The 16,586-nt window shown below is 56.8% G+C and carries 15 protein-coding genes and 1 tRNA gene; 10 read left to right on the top strand and 6 right to left on the bottom strand.

Features of this window, described 5'->3' with window-relative positions; genetic code table 11:
- Positions 1-8: 8 nt before the first annotated feature.
- Positions 9-314 (bottom strand): SHOCT domain-containing protein, encoded by a 306-nt coding sequence (locus ACPT9Q_RS07335; RefSeq protein ID WP_017873697.1) that lies wholly within the window; start codon positions 312-314, stop codon positions 9-11.
- A 121-nt stretch (positions 315-435) separates the two neighbouring features.
- On the opposite strand from ACPT9Q_RS07335, the gene ACPT9Q_RS07330 reads away from it, so the two are divergent.
- Genes ACPT9Q_RS07330 through ACPT9Q_RS07320 form a run of 3 tightly spaced genes read left to right on the top strand, consistent with a single transcriptional unit; the run spans position 436 to position 3,921 of the window.
- Entirely contained in the window at positions 436-1,485 is a 1,050-nt protein-coding gene (locus tag ACPT9Q_RS07330) for a hypothetical protein (RefSeq protein WP_427365424.1), read from the top strand.
- A gap of 4 nt (positions 1,486-1,489) precedes the next feature.
- Positions 1,490-2,332 carry a carboxylating nicotinate-nucleotide diphosphorylase gene (gene nadC / locus ACPT9Q_RS07325; RefSeq protein WP_427365423.1) on the top strand — a complete coding sequence of 281 codons (843 nt, stop codon included), beginning with the start codon at positions 1,490-1,492 and terminating at the stop codon, positions 2,330-2,332.
- Between the two features lie 5 nt (positions 2,333-2,337).
- On the top strand, positions 2,338-3,921 hold the full coding sequence (locus ACPT9Q_RS07320; protein ID WP_427365422.1) for an L-aspartate oxidase: 1,584 nt from the start codon (positions 2,338-2,340) through the stop codon (positions 3,919-3,921).
- On the opposite strand, the gene ACPT9Q_RS07315 is transcribed toward ACPT9Q_RS07320, so the two are convergent.
- Entirely contained in the window at positions 3,863-5,263 is a 1,401-nt protein-coding gene (locus ACPT9Q_RS07315) for a gluconeogenesis factor YvcK family protein (RefSeq protein WP_427365421.1), read from the bottom strand. The two genes, ACPT9Q_RS07320 and ACPT9Q_RS07315, sit on opposite strands and share 59 nt — an antisense overlap.
- A gap of 146 nt (positions 5,264-5,409) precedes the next feature.
- On the opposite strand from ACPT9Q_RS07315, the gene ACPT9Q_RS07310 reads away from it, so the two are divergent.
- Complete coding sequence (locus ACPT9Q_RS07310) at positions 5,410-6,267, top strand: hypothetical protein (protein WP_427365420.1); 858 nt, start codon at positions 5,410-5,412, stop codon at positions 6,265-6,267.
- On the opposite strand, the gene ACPT9Q_RS07305 is transcribed toward ACPT9Q_RS07310, so the two are convergent.
- The 4 genes from ACPT9Q_RS07305 to ACPT9Q_RS07290 all read right to left on the bottom strand — a co-directional run bounded on the left by ACPT9Q_RS07305 (position 6,262) and on the right by ACPT9Q_RS07290 (position 11,585).
- The gene (locus tag ACPT9Q_RS07305; RefSeq protein ID WP_427365419.1) at positions 6,262-7,392 is read right to left on the bottom strand and encodes a glycerate kinase; all 1,131 of its coding nucleotides are present in this window, start codon (positions 7,390-7,392) and stop codon (positions 6,262-6,264) included. The genes ACPT9Q_RS07310 and ACPT9Q_RS07305 overlap by 6 nt on opposite strands.
- Complete coding sequence (gyaR, locus tag ACPT9Q_RS07300; RefSeq protein WP_427365418.1) at positions 7,370-8,374, bottom strand: glyoxylate reductase; 1,005 nt, start codon at positions 8,372-8,374, stop codon at positions 7,370-7,372. Before gyaR ends, ACPT9Q_RS07305 begins: the two co-directional genes overlap by 23 nt.
- A gap of 18 nt (positions 8,375-8,392) precedes the next feature.
- On the bottom strand, positions 8,393-9,334 hold the full coding sequence (locus ACPT9Q_RS07295) for a TIM barrel protein (RefSeq protein ID WP_427365417.1): 942 nt from the start codon (positions 9,332-9,334) through the stop codon (positions 8,393-8,395).
- Positions 9,335-9,551: 217 nt separating this feature from the next.
- Entirely contained in the window at positions 9,552-11,585 is a 2,034-nt protein-coding gene (locus ACPT9Q_RS07290; protein ID WP_017873186.1) for a glycosyltransferase, read from the bottom strand.
- A gap of 375 nt (positions 11,586-11,960) precedes the next feature.
- Here ACPT9Q_RS07290 and ACPT9Q_RS07285 point away from each other — a divergent pair, with 375 nt between their 5' ends.
- The 6 genes from ACPT9Q_RS07285 to ACPT9Q_RS07260 all read left to right on the top strand — a co-directional run bounded on the left by ACPT9Q_RS07285 (position 11,961) and on the right by ACPT9Q_RS07260 (position 16,577).
- On the top strand, positions 11,961-12,644 hold the full coding sequence (locus ACPT9Q_RS07285) for a winged helix-turn-helix domain-containing protein (RefSeq protein ID WP_017873187.1): 684 nt from the start codon (positions 11,961-11,963) through the stop codon (positions 12,642-12,644).
- Positions 12,631-13,803: a sensor histidine kinase gene (locus ACPT9Q_RS07280; RefSeq protein WP_427365416.1), complete on the top strand. Its 1,173-nt coding sequence runs from the start codon at positions 12,631-12,633 to the stop codon at positions 13,801-13,803. Before ACPT9Q_RS07285 ends, ACPT9Q_RS07280 begins: the two co-directional genes overlap by 14 nt.
- 36 nt (positions 13,804-13,839) lie before the next feature.
- Positions 13,840-13,926, top strand: a tRNA-Leu gene (locus tag ACPT9Q_RS07275).
- 95 nt (positions 13,927-14,021) lie between these two features.
- Complete coding sequence (locus ACPT9Q_RS07270) at positions 14,022-14,960, top strand: ATP-binding protein (protein ID WP_427366739.1); 939 nt, start codon at positions 14,022-14,024, stop codon at positions 14,958-14,960.
- Positions 14,938-16,128, top strand: coding sequence for an acetate/propionate family kinase (locus ACPT9Q_RS07265; RefSeq protein WP_427365415.1), 1,191 nt, complete (start codon positions 14,938-14,940; stop codon positions 16,126-16,128). The genes ACPT9Q_RS07270 and ACPT9Q_RS07265 overlap by 23 nt, the downstream gene beginning before the upstream one ends.
- A 5-nt stretch (positions 16,129-16,133) precedes the next feature.
- A complete protein-coding gene (locus ACPT9Q_RS07260) occupies positions 16,134-16,577 on the top strand; it encodes a C-GCAxxG-C-C family (seleno)protein (protein WP_017873191.1) in 444 nt (147 codons plus the stop codon).
- Positions 16,578-16,586: the final 9 nt, after the last annotated feature.

The raw sequence follows: 16,586 nt of genomic DNA, 5'->3' as shown, positions 1-16,586 counted from the left end.
GAACCTTACTACCTCTCAAGCTCTGCCTTCATGCGCTGGTACTCATCTTCAGAAATTTCCCCCCGGGCATAGCGCTTTTTGAGAATTTCCAGAGCCTCGTCGTTCCCTCTCTTCCCGGCACTCTCCCCAAAAAGGCGTATCGCAAAGTACACCACAAAAAGGAGAACAAAAAGACCGAGGAACAGGCCACCCCATCCCATCATGCCACCAACACCAAAAGGGCAGAATGCAAAACCCTGTGGGTCAGCGAACACCGGACCTGAAGCAAAAAGCGCAGCAAAAATCCCCCATAGGATGAGCTTTCTCACTTTCATTGTATTTTCCTCCCTCTACCATTTCCATAGGATTTGCGTATTGCAACACACCGGTCTACAGTTTATTCCGTAAAGTCCTTTCGTCCCTTGCTTCGCTTTTCTATAATTGACATGAGTGCCTATGCGGTGTTACCTCCTTATGGCAGACGGAGAGTGGGAAGAGCGCATTGCCCTTGAACTCCGCCGGAAGATGAAAGAGCTCTACGGGAAGAGCAAGATTTTCTTCCTCTCCTTCCGGCACCCCGGGGTGTTCGCCGAAAAGGGTTTTGCGGAGGTTTCCAAGGACCGGCCTACACAGCCTCTAAAGGCGTGGTACAGGCTCTGCCAGGACCTCCTGAAGCGGCGGAATCTCCGGGAACGGCGGATATTCATCGGAGGAAATCTCTGGCTTTTGGCACTCGTTACCCTCCTTGGGGGAAGGAGGGTCACCGTGGTGCTTCCTCTGGGACTCCGCCCTTTTCCTGCATCACCCTTTCGTCTCTTCTTCCTGCGCCGTTTTGCCCGGACTGTCCTTGCCGATGACGCAACTTTCGTACAGTTCCTTCGCCTGAAGAATATTCCCGCCTACTTTGTCGGGAACATCCTCGCTGACCTCCTCCACCCCCACGACACACCCTTCCTCCACGGGAAAAAAGCCATCTGTGCCCTTTTCCCCAGGGACGACCACCACATCGAGGACCTGGGGTTTTTCCTCGACTTTGTCGAGCACGCTCCCGACGGTACCTCTCTGTACTTTCTCCTCGCCCTCCCCCAGGGGGTCTCCCTCGAAACGGTGCAGCGTGTTGCTTCCGAGAAAAACTGGGTCTTCCTCGAAAGCCTTGAGGGAGAAGTCATCGAAGGGTACCTTGTGCGGGAGAGGGTCTACCTCAACCTCACAAGGTTTCTCCCTGAAGCCCTGGACCAGGCAACGTACATGGTGAGTGCCGACCAGAAGATACTGATTCAGGCTGTGGGGCTCGGGAAAACGGTGGTTCCCGTGCAGACAGGGAAAGCTGAGGAAACGGCAGCGCTTTTGCTCCACTCGGTCTCACTTTTTGAGTACAATCAGAGCATGAGCGCCCGGTTCGGGAGAAAGGGCGCCATTGAGCGGATCGCCGTCTTCCTCCTCTGGGGTGTCGTGGAAGACCCGGCACTCCCTCACCGTTTACAAACAATCCACAAAAGAGGGTGATGGCATGGCTGGTCTCGTTCCATGGAATCTCGATGCAATGCTGCTTCAGTTCCTCAACGAGGACCTGGGACCCTTTGACCTTACTACCCAGGGGCTTGGGGAGCTGAAAGATCGGGTAGTTCAGGCACAGATTATCGCCAAGGAACCGGGAGTCATGGCTGGTGGCCCCTTTGCCCTGCGAATCTTTAAGCTCCTTGACCGGGAAATCCAGGGAACAATCCACGTCGCAGAAGGCGCCCACTTCCTGGCAGGAACTGTCCTTTTGAGCCTCTCCGGCCGGGCGGAAGCGATTCTTGAGGGAGAGAGGGTTGCCCTGAACCTTCTCGCCCGGCTTTCAGGCATTGCTACAAGAACAAGGGAGCTCGTGGACCTTGTGGCCGACCTTCCGGTCCGCATCGCCGATACCCGGAAAACAACACCTGGTCTCCGGCTCCTTGAGAAATACGCCGTTTGCTGTGGGGGAGGCACGAACCACCGTATGGGGCTTTACGACTGCGTCCTCATCAAGGACAACCACCTGGCGCTCTGCGGCTCGGTAAAGGAGGCTATCTTCCGGGTTCGCAAGGCAGTGCCGTTCACCACAAAAATTGTCGTGGAGTGCGCAAGCCTTGAGGCTGTTGCTGAGGCCTGTGAAGCCGGAGCAGATGTCATTCTCCTTGACAACATGCCCCTTGAGGACATTCGCCAGGCAGTGAAAATTGTGAAAAAACGGGCGATCGTTGAAGCCTCAGGAGGCATCGGCCCCCACAACGTGCGTCTTGTCGCCGAACAGGGAGTGGACATCATCTCCACAGGATACATCACGCACCATGCTCCCTGGATTGACTTAAGCCTCAGAATCGGTTGATACCCATGGTTTATGATGCCCTGGTCATCGGAAATGGTATTGCTGGAAGCTGCACGGCGCTCTTCCTCGCCCGGCAGGGCAAAAGCGTCTGCCTCGTGACGAAGGCCTCTGCTCTCGACGAAACCAATACCGCCAGGGCACAGGGGGGGATAGTCTTCCGGGGAGAAAGGGACACCACAGACCTTCTCCTTGCGGACATCCTCCGGGCCTCGTCCTTCTCTTCCTGCCGGAAAAGCGCCCGGATTCTGGCTCGCCTTGGACCAGTGCTTGTTCAACGTTTTCTCATCGAGGAACTCCACGTACCCTTCGAGCGGAAGAAAGAAGGCACATGGGACCTTTTCCAGGAAGGTGCTCACTCCCTCCGGCGCATCCTCCACGTCAAAGACTATACTGGAAAAGCGATTCAGGAGCGCCTGAACGAGGCGGTGCTCAAAGAACGAAATATTACCCTCTTTCCCAGAACTTTTGCCTTAGAGCTCATCACCTCGCTGCACCTTGCCGACTTCGCCTTCCGGTACAAGCCTCCTGAGTGCTTTGGGGCCTATGTCCTCAGGGGGAACGAGGTTATCCCCATCTTTGCCCGTGCCACAGTTCTTGCCACCGGTGGACTGAATGCCATCTTCCGCCATTCCTCCGGAGGCCCTTGGTGCACGGGAGATGGGTTCGCCCTGGCATGGCGGGCACAGGCAACGTTAGTGAACATGGAGTACATCCAGTTCCATCCCACGCTCCTTTATAGCCCTGGCGAACCCTATGCCTTCCTCATCTCTGAAGCGGTTCGAGGAGAAGGTGCCGTTCTTCTTGACCGGGAGGGGAAACCATTCCTTGAGCACTTCCATCCTCTGGGGAATCTCGCCCCCCGGGATGTCGTTGCCCGGGCGATCTTCCAGACCATGAAGGAAGAAGGAACCTCCCACGTTTTCCTTGATCTCAGCCCCCTTGGGGCCGAAAAAATCCGCACCGCCTTCCCCGAAATCTTCGAGGAACTCCGAAGAAGAGGCTTCGACGTCACCCGGGAACCCGTTCCCGTGGTTCCGGGAGCGCATTTCGCCTGCGGAGGTGTGCTCAGCGATTCCTGGGGGCGAACCACGGTTCGCCGTCTCTATGCCGTTGGTGAGGTGGCCTGCACCGGGGTTCATGGAACGAACCGCCTTGCCTCCACGAGTCTTCTTGAAGGACTCGTTTTCGCTTTCCGGGCAGCTCGCTCCATTGTTTCTTCCGAACCACCCCTTGCCCCTCCTCCACTTCTCCCCTTCCCGGAACAGGTGGGAGAACCCCCAGAGGAACACGTTCTTGCAGAACTTCGCCGGGTCATTCAGGAAACCATGTGGGAGTACGTGGGGCTTGAGCGGGAGAAAGCAGGGCTTTTCAGAGCTTTGGACTGCCTTCTTGAGGTGAAACAGAATGTCCTCAACCTCCAGCAACGTCATGGGGTTTCTGCTCCCCTAAGGGAGTTAGAAAACATGGTCGATACAGCCCTCCTTGTGACCCGGGCAGCTTTGCAGAATCCCCTTTCTTTCAGTACCCCCCTCATTCGCTCCGGGCGAGCGCCTTCTTCCCCAGGCGGCTCACAAGACGGACGATCTTGAGGTTCTTCAGGCCGTTTTTTGTGTGGAGGGCAAAGTACAGGCTAAAAGAGGGTTTCTCCTCAAGGAGAATCTCGACAAGCGCCTGAGCTAAACGACCCGGATCATGGCGTGTGGGGTGCTCTGGAGAAAGCAGTGGTGCCTCCAGGATCTTTCCTGGGAAGTCCCACTCCCCACCTTCAGCGAAAATCGGTTCAATCCCGGACTTCTTAAGTTCTCGCAGCACCTCCTCCTGGGGTCGCTCCCCATTCACCAGGACGTAGTTCACCCGCTCCCTGGGGAGGAACTGAAAAACCGCTTCGAGGTGGTCCGAGAACGTGTACCCATCGGTTTCTCCTGGCTGGGTCGTGACATTGCACACGAAAACCAGGGGTGCCTGGGACCGGAGAATGGCCTCACGGACCTCTTCCACGGCAAGGTTACAGAGAACGCTCGTGTAGAGACTTCCAGGACCAAGGACGATGAGGTCGGCGTCTTCTAAAGCCCTGAGGACCTCCGGGGTTGTAGGAACTGATGGAGGGTCGAGGAAAATGCGCTTAATGCGCTTCCCACAGCTCCCCACATTGGACTCACCAGAAACAATCGTCCCATCAAAACACTCGGCCTTGAGGAGCACGTTCTCCAGGGTCGTGGGGAGAACCCGACCACGGACAGCCAGGACCTTGCTCGACTCAAGAATCGCCCGCTGGAAGTCCCCGGTCACCTGGGTGAGGGCGGCGATGAAGAGGTTCCCGAAATTGTGACCCTTCAGTTCGTTGTCCTCGCTGAAGCGGTACTGGAAGAGGTCTCGCATGAGGGGCTCGGTGTCGGCCAGGGCAATGAGACAGTTCCGGATATCCCCAGGGGGCAGAACCCCCATATCCCGGCGAAGCCTCCCCGAACTCCCCCCATCATCAAAAACCGTGACAATGGCCGTAAGGTTTGCAGTGTACTCCTTGAGACCATGGAGCAGAGTGTAGAGGCCATGACCTCCGCCAATGGCCACAATGTGCGGCCCACGGGTGAGTCGGCGACTCTTGAAAATGGCTTCAGCGATGTCCTCCTTCTCAGGGACAAGCGCACTGATAATGGAGCGGTTCATGCGCTGCAGGCCCCAGACGATGAGGGCAGCCCCACCAACAATCCAAGCAAGTCCAAAGACCACTGCCAGCGAGTAGTGTCCAAGGAAAGCAAAAACGAAACGCCGCCAGAGAGTGTAAAAACCCCGAATCGACGGGACGGAGAGAATGAGACTCATGCCCAGGGAAATGAGGAGTACGCCACAGACGGCGATAAAGAGCCAGCGCTTTACCCGCATCCCTGGGTACAGCCATCTGACGAAACGACGCAAACCTCCCGGTTCCATCCTCCTTCCCTCCTCTACGACCTCCCCCATATTGTACCGCATTCGCCCCGGTCTGTCGCTTCCCAAAAAGTGAAGGCAAGAAAAAAGAGACGCCATCCTGGAATAGCCAGGGTTTTTCAGTGGTCAACACTAAAGGGGTGAACACCGTGAACCTCTACGAGAGCATCCGAACCTTCGATAGCCTGTACTACAAAGCGCTGTGGAAAAGGATTCTGAGCAGGCTCAAGCACCACCGTCACCGTCTCCTTCCTCTGGCTCCCTGGTGGGAGGTCGTCGGAACCGGTGAAGCCACCTATCGGGGCATCAAAGCCGTTCCCATCGCCCAGATTGTTGGAACCGAGAATCGATTCAGCGACTTCGACCGAGAATTCCTTCCCCTGAAACGCAGAGACCGCCACCGCTGGGCCCGAATCCATGCCCTGTACGAAGAGGGGAAACCGCTGCCGCCGGTATCCCTGGTGAAAATCGGTGACTTCTATTTCGTCCGGGATGGGCACCACCGGATTTCGGCTGCTAAAGCCTCAGGGGCACTGTACATCGATGCAGAGGTGGTGGAAATCCCAATTCCCCGGGACGCCCCCCAGGACTCTCCTGAAACGCTTTTCCACCACCTTGAAGAACGGGCATTCCGTGAAAAGACCGGCCTTTCCCCCATACGGATCACCGTCCCTGGAGGGTACCTGGAGCTCCTCCGCCTTATTCAGTGCTTCCAGTGTTCCTCCTGCCCCAATGCAGAAGAAGCAAGAACCCAAAAAGGCCACTGTCTCTCCTGGGAAGAGGCCGTTTCGGGATGGTACGAGCACTGCTACCTGGGAGCAGTGAAGGTCATCGAAGAGCACAGAATCCTGCGGAGGTTTCCCAACCGAACACCCGCTGACCTCTATCTCTTCACCCTGGAAAACCTCGACCTCCTCCGAAAGGCGGTGTGTTTCGTTCCCTCCCGGAGGACCATAACCCAAAACCGGTGGAAACTCCGCCAGATTGCCCGGACAAAACAGTTATAGCCTGCTTTGCAGCAACCTCCCAAGAGCAAAGGCCGTCTGTTCAAGGAGCCTTCCCGCCTCTTTCATGGCTTCTCCCTCGGACATTGGACCGTCCACGATAGGGAAAATCCCCACAATTTCTTTGGGGAGCTCGGGAATCTCCTCCCAGGCTATCTTCCCCGCGAGGATAAGGAGAGGCTTCTGGTGCTTCTGGCAGAGTTCTAAAACCCCGGAGACCACCTTGCCGAAAAAGGTCTGCCGGTCTACCTTCCCCTCCCCACTCACCACAAGATCAGCACCTGCAATGGCTTCCTCAAGGCCCACCATCTCCGCCACAAGGCGGATGCCGGAGACTATTCTTGCCCCGAAAAAGGCAAAAAGCCCGGCCACAATGCCCCCTGCTGCCCCTCCCCCGGGGAGATCGTCCACCCGAACGCCGAGGTGGCGCTCGATGACCCGGGCAAAGTGACGCAGCCCCGCATCGAGCAACTGAACGTCCTCGGGATCTGCTCCCTTCTGGGGAGCGTACACGAAGGCTGCTCCCTGGGGTCCGTAAAGGGGATTCGTGACGTCGCTGGCAATGAGGAGTTCCGTCCCTTCCTGGGGACGAATCATGTCTCTGATGTCGATACGGGAAATTTTCGGGAGGTTCTCCCCGATACCCAAAAGCTCTCTCCCATCTTCATCGAGAAACCTCACCCCCAGGGCCGCCAGGGCCCCCATGCCTCCATCGCAGGTTGCGCTTCCCCCAACGCCGAGAATAACCCTGCGAAACCCCTGCGCAAAGGCAAAGCGAAGGAGCTCTCCAACACCATAGGTTGTGGTGAAGCGGGGATTGCGCTTTTCTTCAGGCACAAACGAAAGCCCCGCAGCCTGAGCGAGCTCAAGAACACAGACCTCACCGGGGAGAATCCCAAGGCGTGCCCTCACCTTCTCCCAGAGCGGTCCTGTAACCTCGAGCTCTTCGATACTCCCTGATACCCCACGCACCAGGACCTCCACCGTTCCCTCGCCCCCATCAGCCAGGGGCTTTTCGGTGACCTGGAAGCGAGCATGAGCCCTCTGAAAACCCCGCCGTATGGCTGAAGCGGCCTCAGGACTCGTCAGGCTCCCCTTGAAAGAATCAGGACAGACCACGATGCGCACGACCCTTAAGGACCTCCGGGTTCACGAGATTGGGAGGGATTTCTCCCTGCAGTGCCTTCACAAGGTTTTCAGCCGCCATTTCTGCCATCTTCGTCCGGGTGGCGTACGATGCCGAGCCAATGTGAGGAGCCAGCACAACGTTCTCGAGCTCGAGGAGTTCCGGCTCCACTTCGGGTTCCCGCTCAAAGACGTCCAGGGCCGCACCACGAATCCAGCCCTCCCGGAGAGCCCGGACCAGAGCCTTTTCATCGACAACAGGACCCCGGGCGGTGTTGATGAGGTAGGCCTCTTGCTTCATCATGCGGAGCTCCCGCTCGCCAATGAGGTGGTAGGTGTCTTTCGTCAGGGGAACATGGAGGCTCACGAAATCCGACGTCTGCAGAAGCTCGGGAAGGGGAACGAATCTCGCCCGGTACTGCCGCTCGATCTCTTCTGGAACCCGCTGCAGGTCGTAGTAGAGAACCGTCATGTCAAACCCCAGAGCCCTCCGGGCCATAGCCTGGCCAATCCGGCCGAAACCCACAATACCCAGGGTCGCCCCGTACACGTCGGTCCCAAGAAAGAGCATCGGTTCCCATCCCCGGAATTTCCCCGCCCGGACGAACCTGTCGGCCTCCACAATCCTCCGGGCCACGCTCATCATGAGCGCCCAGGCAAGGTCCGCCGTGGTTTCCGTCAATACCCCGGGGGTGTTGGTCACCATGATACCCCGCCGCGTTGCCTCTTCCACATCGATGTTGTTGTACCCCACGGCGTAATTGGCGATGACTTTGAGATTCGGTCCTGCCGCCTCCATGACTTCCCGGTCGATGGTGTCGGTGAGAAGACAGAGAATCCCGTCTTTCCCCTGTACCTTCTCAAGGAGCATCTTTCGGGGAAGCACGCCGTCGAAATCGCTGACCTCAACCTCGCAAAAGGAGGCAACAATCCTGATACCCTCTTCAGGAATCCTGCGGGTGATAAAGACCGTGGGTCGCCTCAACGCGTCCTCACTCCTCTCTCAGAGTATGGGAAAGAGCCGGTTCCACGCCGAAAGAAACGTCCGCTTGGCGTTGGCCACCACCAGGCGGGGGTTTTCGCCAGGAAGCGGTTTCACCTCGAAGGAAATTACCGGATGCTCGGCGAAGGTCGTCCTCTCAAAGTACCCGATACGGAAAAGCGCCCTGAGGAATTCTGTTATCTCCTGGACATCGTTGCATCCTTCTTTCAGGCCAAAACGGGGATGTGTATCGCCATAGGCAGGATGCCCTTTCACCAGCACAGCATTCCCGATGTGGACGTGGTTCACAAAGGGAGCAAGGAGGGTGAGCGTGCCGGCGGGGTCCTCGAAAAGGAGCGGCTCATGGGAAAGGTCAATCGTCAGGCCGAAATTCGGGCATTCAGCTCGAACGAGCGAAGCCACCTCAAAGGCAAAGGGAGCCGGACCGATGAGGGCTCTTTTGTCCACCGCGTAATCAAAGACCTCGAGGTTCACCCCAAGGAGGTATCCGGAAACCTCTGCCCGTTGTTCTGCATACCGGCAAAGCTCCACAAGGGATTCGACGAGTCGCTTTCTCGCCTCTTCCTCTTTCCTCTCTCCCGGCCGCTTCCCGGAAGGGAAGGCCAAAGCTTTCGCTTTTGCAACGTACGCCTTATCCACAGCCTGCTTGAGGGCTTCAAGGGCCTGTTTCCGCTCTTCCTCTTCAAGAGCACCCAGGTTGAGTCCCTTTGAGAGCACAAGGGGCTGGGCCCCAAGAAGGACCTCGACCCGGGCCACATCGCACATTGTGCCAATGGTCTGAAGCACCCCTTCGTCAAGAAGGGCACTCACCTCAATGGCCTGGAAGAATTCATCCACAAGGATTTCTTCCACGCTCTGCACAACGTCTTCTTGAGTCGTCGCCTGCGGATAAGCCATGAAATGCACAATGCCCATGTGGAACGTGTCGTGCCACGGGTACACGTTCTGCACCTCCTCCAGGATCAAGCGTACTGGTTCTTTGCCCCTTGAGAACATAGTACCGGAACGCAGAACCGGGCACAATACGTTCTCTGGCTGGTGTCCGCTCCTGCCGCTCTCCGTTAACTGGAAAAACGCCCCAGACTTCGGAGAGCTCCAGAAGCCCGCTGTAGTCTATGGCCTTGAAATCTCCGACGAATCCCCAAAGACCTGGGAACCGCTAACCCACCTGGGTTTCCTGAATACCGTCTTCCCGCAAAATTTCTCGCAGGTCCTCCGGCCACAACACTCCCATTTCGCAGAGGATATCACCCAAAGGGCGATGGGAGAACCTTTGAACCCGGAGTGCTTCGGCAAGGTGTTCTTCCTCAATAATTCCCATTTTGAGAAGCCTCTCGCCCAGACGGGGGAACTGTTGAGGAAGCTTGCGCTTTAGCACTTCCAACCCCTGGGAGATTGCTTCTGAAGGAGCAAGAACCACTGCCACTTTCCTCACGCCCAGTTCCGCTGCAAGGCTACTCATCGTCTCCTGGGAGAGCGGCTTTGCGGTCGCAAGGAGCACAGAATCCCTGCCCCATGCTATCGGCACCACAGCATACCGGCAAAAAACCGCCAGGAAACGAGAATGATTCCCTTCTATCCGGAGGGTATAAGGATCCGGTTCCAAGAAACCGGTTTGCAACAGCTCTCCCAGACACTCCAAGAGCTCTGTTTCGGTGATGAACCCTTCCTTAAGGAGCTTCTCACCAAGGCGTTCCTGCTCCTCCTTTCTCCGAAGCGTCAAGGCAAGTGTTTTCGGATCAACAATACGCTTTTCAAGGAGAAGGTCTCCAAGGCGGCGTCTGTAGCGGACCAGGGCCTTGGGAGAGAGATACGAATGCCTGGTCTTCTGCCACCGTGGACGACTCCGGGGGAATCCAAAAAGAGCGATTCGCCAGGCCCGGAGAGTGGCAAGGAAGTTAATCACGTTGCCCCAGACCGTCCGAAGGGGTAAAAGCGGGGGAATCAGGCAACCTGCCACTGCTGAACGCCACCCATAGACGTTCTTGAGCGCTACCATCCGCATCAGCTGTCGCTCAATCATGAAAACGGTGAGCACCGCGCTCAACCACCAGGAAAAAGACCCTCGAGGGTAGACAGGGGACAGCGAGCAGAAGAGAGAGCAAACAAAGTAGGCAAAAACCGCATAGCCCGGCAAGGGAAGGAGATTCCCGTACTTGGCCTTCCAGTCCCGGTAAAGGCTGTACTTGGCAATGCGGGAAAAACGCCGGTCGCAAAGTATCTGCCAGAGCGAAAAACTCTGAAAGGAAATACCGTAAATCCAGCGTGACTTCTGTTTCACCGCTTCCCTGAGGGTGTTGGGGAAAATTTCCCGAGTAGCAATGTACTCCACCACCACTCGCCCATCCTCTGTCACCCGTTCCACTCCTTCAAGGAAGAAATGGGTGGCGATACCGAACCGGGCGAAATCCAGGGAAAGCCTGTAGTCTTCAGTGAGACTCTCCTCATCGAAGAGTTTTCCAGTCCCCAACGCATCCAGCACCGAGCGGGCAATGACGAAACCGGCACCCGCCGAGGGAACTACTGCCCCACTTGCCTCCCGGGCAGGCAAGCCTCGATAGTGATTCTCAGCAAACTCATCGGCATAGGTAGAAGCGGTGAGGTAAGGGAAAAAAGTACGCCAGCTGGGATAGACCTGGAGAGGAAACACCGGCAACTGCACCACTTCGTACTTCAACGAGAGGTAGTTGGCCAGCTTCAAGGAGGTGGGGTGGATCACGTCCTCAGCGTCGTGGATAATGAAACACCCAAAACGAAGGCGTCTTTCCTGCTCGAAGCGGAGGATGAACTCGAAAACCTGGTTGAGGTTTTGAGCCTTGCTGGTAGGACCTTCTCGAGGATTCACTACAGCGTGGATTTGAGGATACCGCTCCGCTAATTTCTGGACCTCTTCCACCGTGGCAATATCGTTCGGGTATACCCCAACAAAAACGTGTAGGAGCGCCAGGGGGTAATTGACAGAGTGAAGGAGGTTCTCCACCATGGGTCCAATGACTTCGGCTTCATTCCAGGCGGGGATGAGGATAGCAATCAATCTCCGGGGCACCCGGTCAAGTTCTTCAATCCGTAACCGGTGTCTGATTCGTTTTCGGCCCCAGAAGTAGTAGTAAAAGTCCCAGAAAAGGTCATCAAGACTGAAAAAGAGAAAGGATGCAGCAACAAGAAAACCTGTCCAATACAGGATCCTGCCCACAGCCCTTGCGCGTCATCCTTCCGCGAATCCGAACGCTGAGGGTATTCTATCAAAAAGACGAATCGCAACGCCAGTACCTGGGGCTCACATCCTGTGGGACACCAGAAAGTCCGGTTCTCAGACGTTCCAGGGTTTCTCCAGTCCCGGTAGAACCTTTTCCTCATCAACCCTTTTCCAGGGCGAATGGATTTTCCACGTCTCATCCCCACCGGTGCGGTGCTTTCTGCCCTACTGCGGGTTCCGGCATGCCGAGGGGCAGGCAACTTTCGACCTCCTTTATTCACCCAAACACCGACCTTCGGTCCGGTGGTACCTCCCGAGCAATGCCGAAACGTGTGCCTCCATCGGGTATAATGTACTGGGAGTGACACCTGGGTGAGCGGTGAAATCGCCTACATCGAAGACGAGAAAGACGTTGCGGAGTTTGTGACGTACTTTCTGGAAAAAGAAGGGTACCGTGTCCTTCACTTCTTTAGAGGAGAAGATTTCCTCAAGGAAATGGAGCGCCTCTCGCCCCAGCTCATTCTCCTTGACCTTATGCTTCCTGGTATCGGAGGATTCGAGGTTTTCCACCACATCCGGGCCCATCCCCGTTACCGGAATACCCCGGTCATCATGCTCACCGTGAAGGACGACCCCATGGACATCGTCTCGGGTCTTGAGATGGGAGCCGACGACTACGTAACAAAACCCTTTCACCCCCGAGAACTCTTAGCCCGCATCAGAGCAGTTCTGAGGAGAGCCTCGAACCTACCTTCTGGGGGGAAGCCCCTCCAGGTTGGTGACCTTGTGCTCTTCCCGGAGAAACTCACCGTGGAAGTCCACGGAACAACCATCCCCCTCTCTCTCCGGGAATTCCGACTTCTTGAGTTCCTTGTGCGCAATCGAGGCAAGGTGGTCTCCCGACAGCAGATTCTTGACGAAGTCTGGGGCGAAGACGCTTTTGTCACCGACCGGGTGGTGGACGTGTACGTGGCACACCTTCGGAGAAAACTCGGCACCCTGGGGCAGCAGATTGTGACCGTTCGGGGAGTGGGGTACTCCTTTGAACCCTCTTGAGCTATTCCTCCTTGGGGTTTTGGGGATTGCAGCGTTCTTTCTGGGATATGCTCTTGCCCTTCTCAAAGGAAGGCCCTTCGCCGAGCTCCTCGGGGTAGCACCGGAGAAAAGCCCCAGAGAGGACCTAAAGCAATCTGTAGAGGAAACACAAAAGCACAAAGAAGCGTTGTTCCGGGATTTCCTCGCCCTCCTTGACCGTGTGTCTGCCGGGGGAGCGCTGTACCTCAGGGACAGGCACCGCCTGCTCCTCAACACGACCTTTGCCCAGGCCATTGGTTTAAGAAGCGATGGGGTCAGAGAGGTTGCGTTCTTCGAAATCCCGGTTTTTGGGGATGTCCTTGCCCAGGCCGTATCGTCAGGAGAAAGGGTGAGCGTTCCTTCTTCAGGATTTGCCTTTTTGCCCTTTCTTCTTGGCGAGGAACGCTTCCTGCTCCTTGAGGATGAGAAGAAAAAAGACCAGAGACTCCGGAGCCTCAGGTATTTCCTCACCGCCCTCTGGCACGAGGTCCAGACGCCCCTGACCGTCCTCTCGGGGTACCTGGAAACTCTTGAAGAGGGTCGTCCCATGGAAGGAGAAATCCTCTCCCGTATGGTGCGACAGATCAGACGTCTTGAAGGGACAATCCGGGAAATCCAGCGACTCAGCGTTCTTCTTGGGGAAAAGCCGGAGAGAATTTCGGACCGGGAGTTCTCCGCCCTCCTCCAGGAGGTTCTCGAAAAAGCCCGGGAAGACCGCAAAGACCTGCGGGTTCGGATCGATATTGCAGAGAAAGAAGGTACAGGTCTTCTCCCCCTCTCCCGCGGTGAGGCCTTTGTGCTCCTTTCTAACCTCATCACCAATGCCTTCTCCTTCAACGTTCCCGGGGGAGAAGTCGCCATCACCGTGGCTTTCGGGGAATCGGAGCTGCGTCTTACCCTTGAGAACACCACCTCACCCCCTGATGCCGAGTTCCTGCGCTGGTTCTTCGACCCCACTGAGGCGCTTCCCCGGGGAGGGAGCGGCAAAGGCGTGGGGCTGTACCTCATCAGGGAGGTGGTGGAGCGAGGGAACGGAACGATTCATCTGCGGCCCCAGAGAGATCGAGTAGTTTTCGAGATCACGATTCCCTGGGAAACGGAGGGTGGCAAAATTTCCGAAGGGGAAACCCCTCCTCGTTGACGAACCTCACCCACCCTGGTATAATTCCATCTGCAAGCCGGGCTGGTGGAATAGGAAGACACGCTATCTTGAGGGGGTAGTGGGTTTTCGCCCGTGCGGGTTCGAATCCCGCGCCCGGCACCACCTCAAAGGCAAAGACTTCCCAAGGCCTCCGAGAAAGCCCACAAAAGCCTCAAGACCCATGGTATACTTAGAGGAAAGACTGGAGCGTGAAGGTCATGAAATGCAGCCGCTGTGGAAGGCCTGCTTTTGCGAAATTCAGAAGACACAATGCTGCCTTCTGCGAGGAATGCTTTGACCTCTTCTTCGAGCGCCAGGTTGAAGGGGCTATCCGCCGGAAACGGATGTTCACCAGGGACGAAAGAGTGCTCCTTGGGGTCTCCGGGGGAAAAGACAGCATGGCCCTGTGGCATTACCTCCACCGGGCCGGCTACAGGGTTTTCGGAGTGCATGTTTTCCTTGGCATTGGGGAGTACTCTGAGAAGTCCCGCGAGGTTGTAACCGCCTTTGCCCGGTCCTGCAACCTCCCCCTGACCGTCCTCGACATCCAGGACTTCATTGGGTGTTCCCTTCCTGAGGCTACCCGCAGGCTCAGAGAACGGGCCTCCTGTTCTCTCTGCGGGAGCATCAAGCGCCACATCCTCAATCGTTTCGCTTTCGAAGAGGGTTTTGCCGTGTACGCCACCGGTCACAACCTTGATGACGAAGCTGCCACGCTCCTTGGCAACGTCCTGCACTGGCACGTTGACTACCTTGCCCACCAGGACCCTCACCTCCCGAGCCCCCATCCGAAAATGACGAGAAAAGTCAAGCCCTTCTACACCCTCACGGAAGAGGAAATCCTCCGGTACGTGGAGCTCCACCGTATCCCCTTTGTGCCTGAGCAATGTCCCCTCTCTCAGAGAGCCAAAAGCCTCGACTACAAGGAAGCCCTGGCGCTTCTTGAGGAACGGTCTCCCGGGACCAAGCACATGTTCTTTCTGGGGTTCCTCGAAAAGGGCAAAGCGTACTTTGCCCGGAGCCTCACCCCTCCGGAACTCCGTGAATGCCAGAGGTGTGGCATGCCCACCACCCAGGAAGTCTGCTCCTTCTGCCGTACTGTGGAGAGGCTGAAAGCGAAAGAGGTGAAGAACCATGCGCATTCTCGCCGTGAATAGCGGAGGATCCTCCATCAAGTATGAGCTCTTCGAGATTGGAGAACAGGAAACCTCAATCCTCCGGGGGAACATCAAGCGCCTGTACCGTCAGGATTCTTTCCTCGAACAGATGTCCTCTTCGGGCACTCTGGTAAAGAACGTCCCCAACCTCGACCACGAACGAGGACTGCACCTTATGCTTGAATCCCTCACTGAAAGCGGATACCTCAAAGACCTCACGTCCCTTGACGCCATAGGGATCAAGCTCATCAACGGGGGCAAAAGGGTGATGGAGACGCGCTTCATCGACGACGAGGTTCTCGCAGCCCTTGAGGACCTCGCTTCGGTCACTTCTGTGCACAATCCCCCGGCACTTCTTGCCATCGACATCTTTCGCCGGATTGTTCCTCACATTCCCCTCGTGGGGGTCTTTGAGACCACCTTCCACCGTTCCATCCCGCAGGCCCACCGGGTTTATGGTCTTCCCTGGTCCCTGAGCACCGAGTACGGTCTTGAGAAGCTTGGCTTTCACGGGAACTCCTACCGGTACATCGCCGAACGCATTGCCGAGCTTTCCCCTCACCACAAAAGAGTCGTGGCCTGCCACCTTGGCAGTGGCTGTAGCGTCTGCGCCATAAAGGACGGGAAATCCTTCGATATCTCAAGTGGCTTCACCCCACAAAGCGGGGTCATCATGTCCACCCGTCCGGGGGACTTCGACCCTCAGGTTCTTTTGTACCTTGTGGAGAAAGCAGGGCTTCAGCTTGCCGACCTCAACCGGATACTCACCAGGGAATCCGGACTTTTGGGGATTTCCGGAGTCAGCGGGGAAATGTGGGAACTCGAGCGAGCAGCCAAAGAGGGAAATGCTCAAGCTCAGCTTGCCATTGATGTTTTCGTGTACCAGGTGAAGAAGTACATCGGAGGGTTTGCCGCCCTCATGGGGGGCGTGGAGAGTCTGGTGTTCACCGGAGGAATCGGAGAGAACGACGCCTACATCCGGGAGAGCATCTGCGAGGGTCTGGCATTCCTTGGGATTGAGGTTGACCCGGAACTCAACGCCCAGATGGTGGGCGGAAAAGAGGGGAAAATCAGCCGGTCCACCTGTGAGGTCTGGGTGATTCCAACCCGGGAAGAACTCATGGTTGCTCGGGAAACCGCACGACTCATTGCCCAAAAAAGGAGGTGAACACCATGTCTTCTGTTGAGTACCACACCCAGGGGTTCAACTGTGCCGAGTCGGTGCTCCTTGGACTCTGCGAGGAAATGCACGTGGCAAGCCCCCTGATCCCCCGGATTGCCACAGGTTTTGGGGGAGGAATAGGCCACACCGGGAATATCTGCGGTGCGGTCAGTGGAGCGGTCATGGCTTTGGGGATCGCCTTCGGGAGAGAGAAACCCGAAGACAGAGCAACCCGGGACAGGCTCTACCTCCTTGTGGAATCTTTCCTCGGGGAGGTCGAAAAGGCCCTGGGTCACCTCGATTGCGCAAGCCTCATTGGGGTTCGCCTCAATACTGAAGAGGGTCTGAAGCGGTACCGGGAGGAAAACCTTCGGGAAAGATGCCGCAGTATCGTGGCAACCGTGGAGGAGATTGCCAAGAGGTACCTCTCAGGAAAGGGGAACCCCGAAAGGTAGGGGGTTCCC

This window comes from Candidatus Caldatribacterium saccharofermentans, from assembly GCF_050267035.1.
Classification (GTDB): Bacteria; Atribacterota; Atribacteria; order Atribacterales; family Caldatribacteriaceae; genus Caldatribacterium; species Caldatribacterium saccharofermentans.
Note: the sequence above shows the minus strand (reverse complement) of the source record. Positions and strands in the feature narration are given on the sequence as shown.

Excerpts from the sequence above, each read along its gene's own strand:
- ACPT9Q_RS07335 (WP_017873697.1), bottom strand. The coding sequence starts at position 314 with ATGAAAGTGAGAAAGCTCATCCTATGGGGGATTTTTGCTGCGCTTTTT.
- ACPT9Q_RS07330 (WP_427365424.1), top strand. The coding sequence starts at position 436 with ATGCGGTGTTACCTCCTTATGGCAGACGGAGAGTGGGAAGAGCGCATT.
- nadC (WP_427365423.1), top strand. The coding sequence starts at position 1,490 with ATGGCTGGTCTCGTTCCATGGAATCTCGATGCAATGCTGCTTCAGTTC.
- ACPT9Q_RS07320 (WP_427365422.1), top strand. The coding sequence starts at position 2,338 with ATGGTTTATGATGCCCTGGTCATCGGAAATGGTATTGCTGGAAGCTGC.
- ACPT9Q_RS07315 (WP_427365421.1), bottom strand. The coding sequence starts at position 5,263 with ATGGAACCGGGAGGTTTGCGTCGTTTCGTCAGATGGCTGTACCCAGGG.
- ACPT9Q_RS07270 (WP_427366739.1), top strand. The coding sequence starts at position 14,022 with ATGAAATGCAGCCGCTGTGGAAGGCCTGCTTTTGCGAAATTCAGAAGA.
- ACPT9Q_RS07265 (WP_427365415.1), top strand. The coding sequence starts at position 14,938 with ATGCGCATTCTCGCCGTGAATAGCGGAGGATCCTCCATCAAGTATGAG.
- ACPT9Q_RS07260 (WP_017873191.1), top strand. The coding sequence starts at position 16,134 with ATGTCTTCTGTTGAGTACCACACCCAGGGGTTCAACTGTGCCGAGTCG.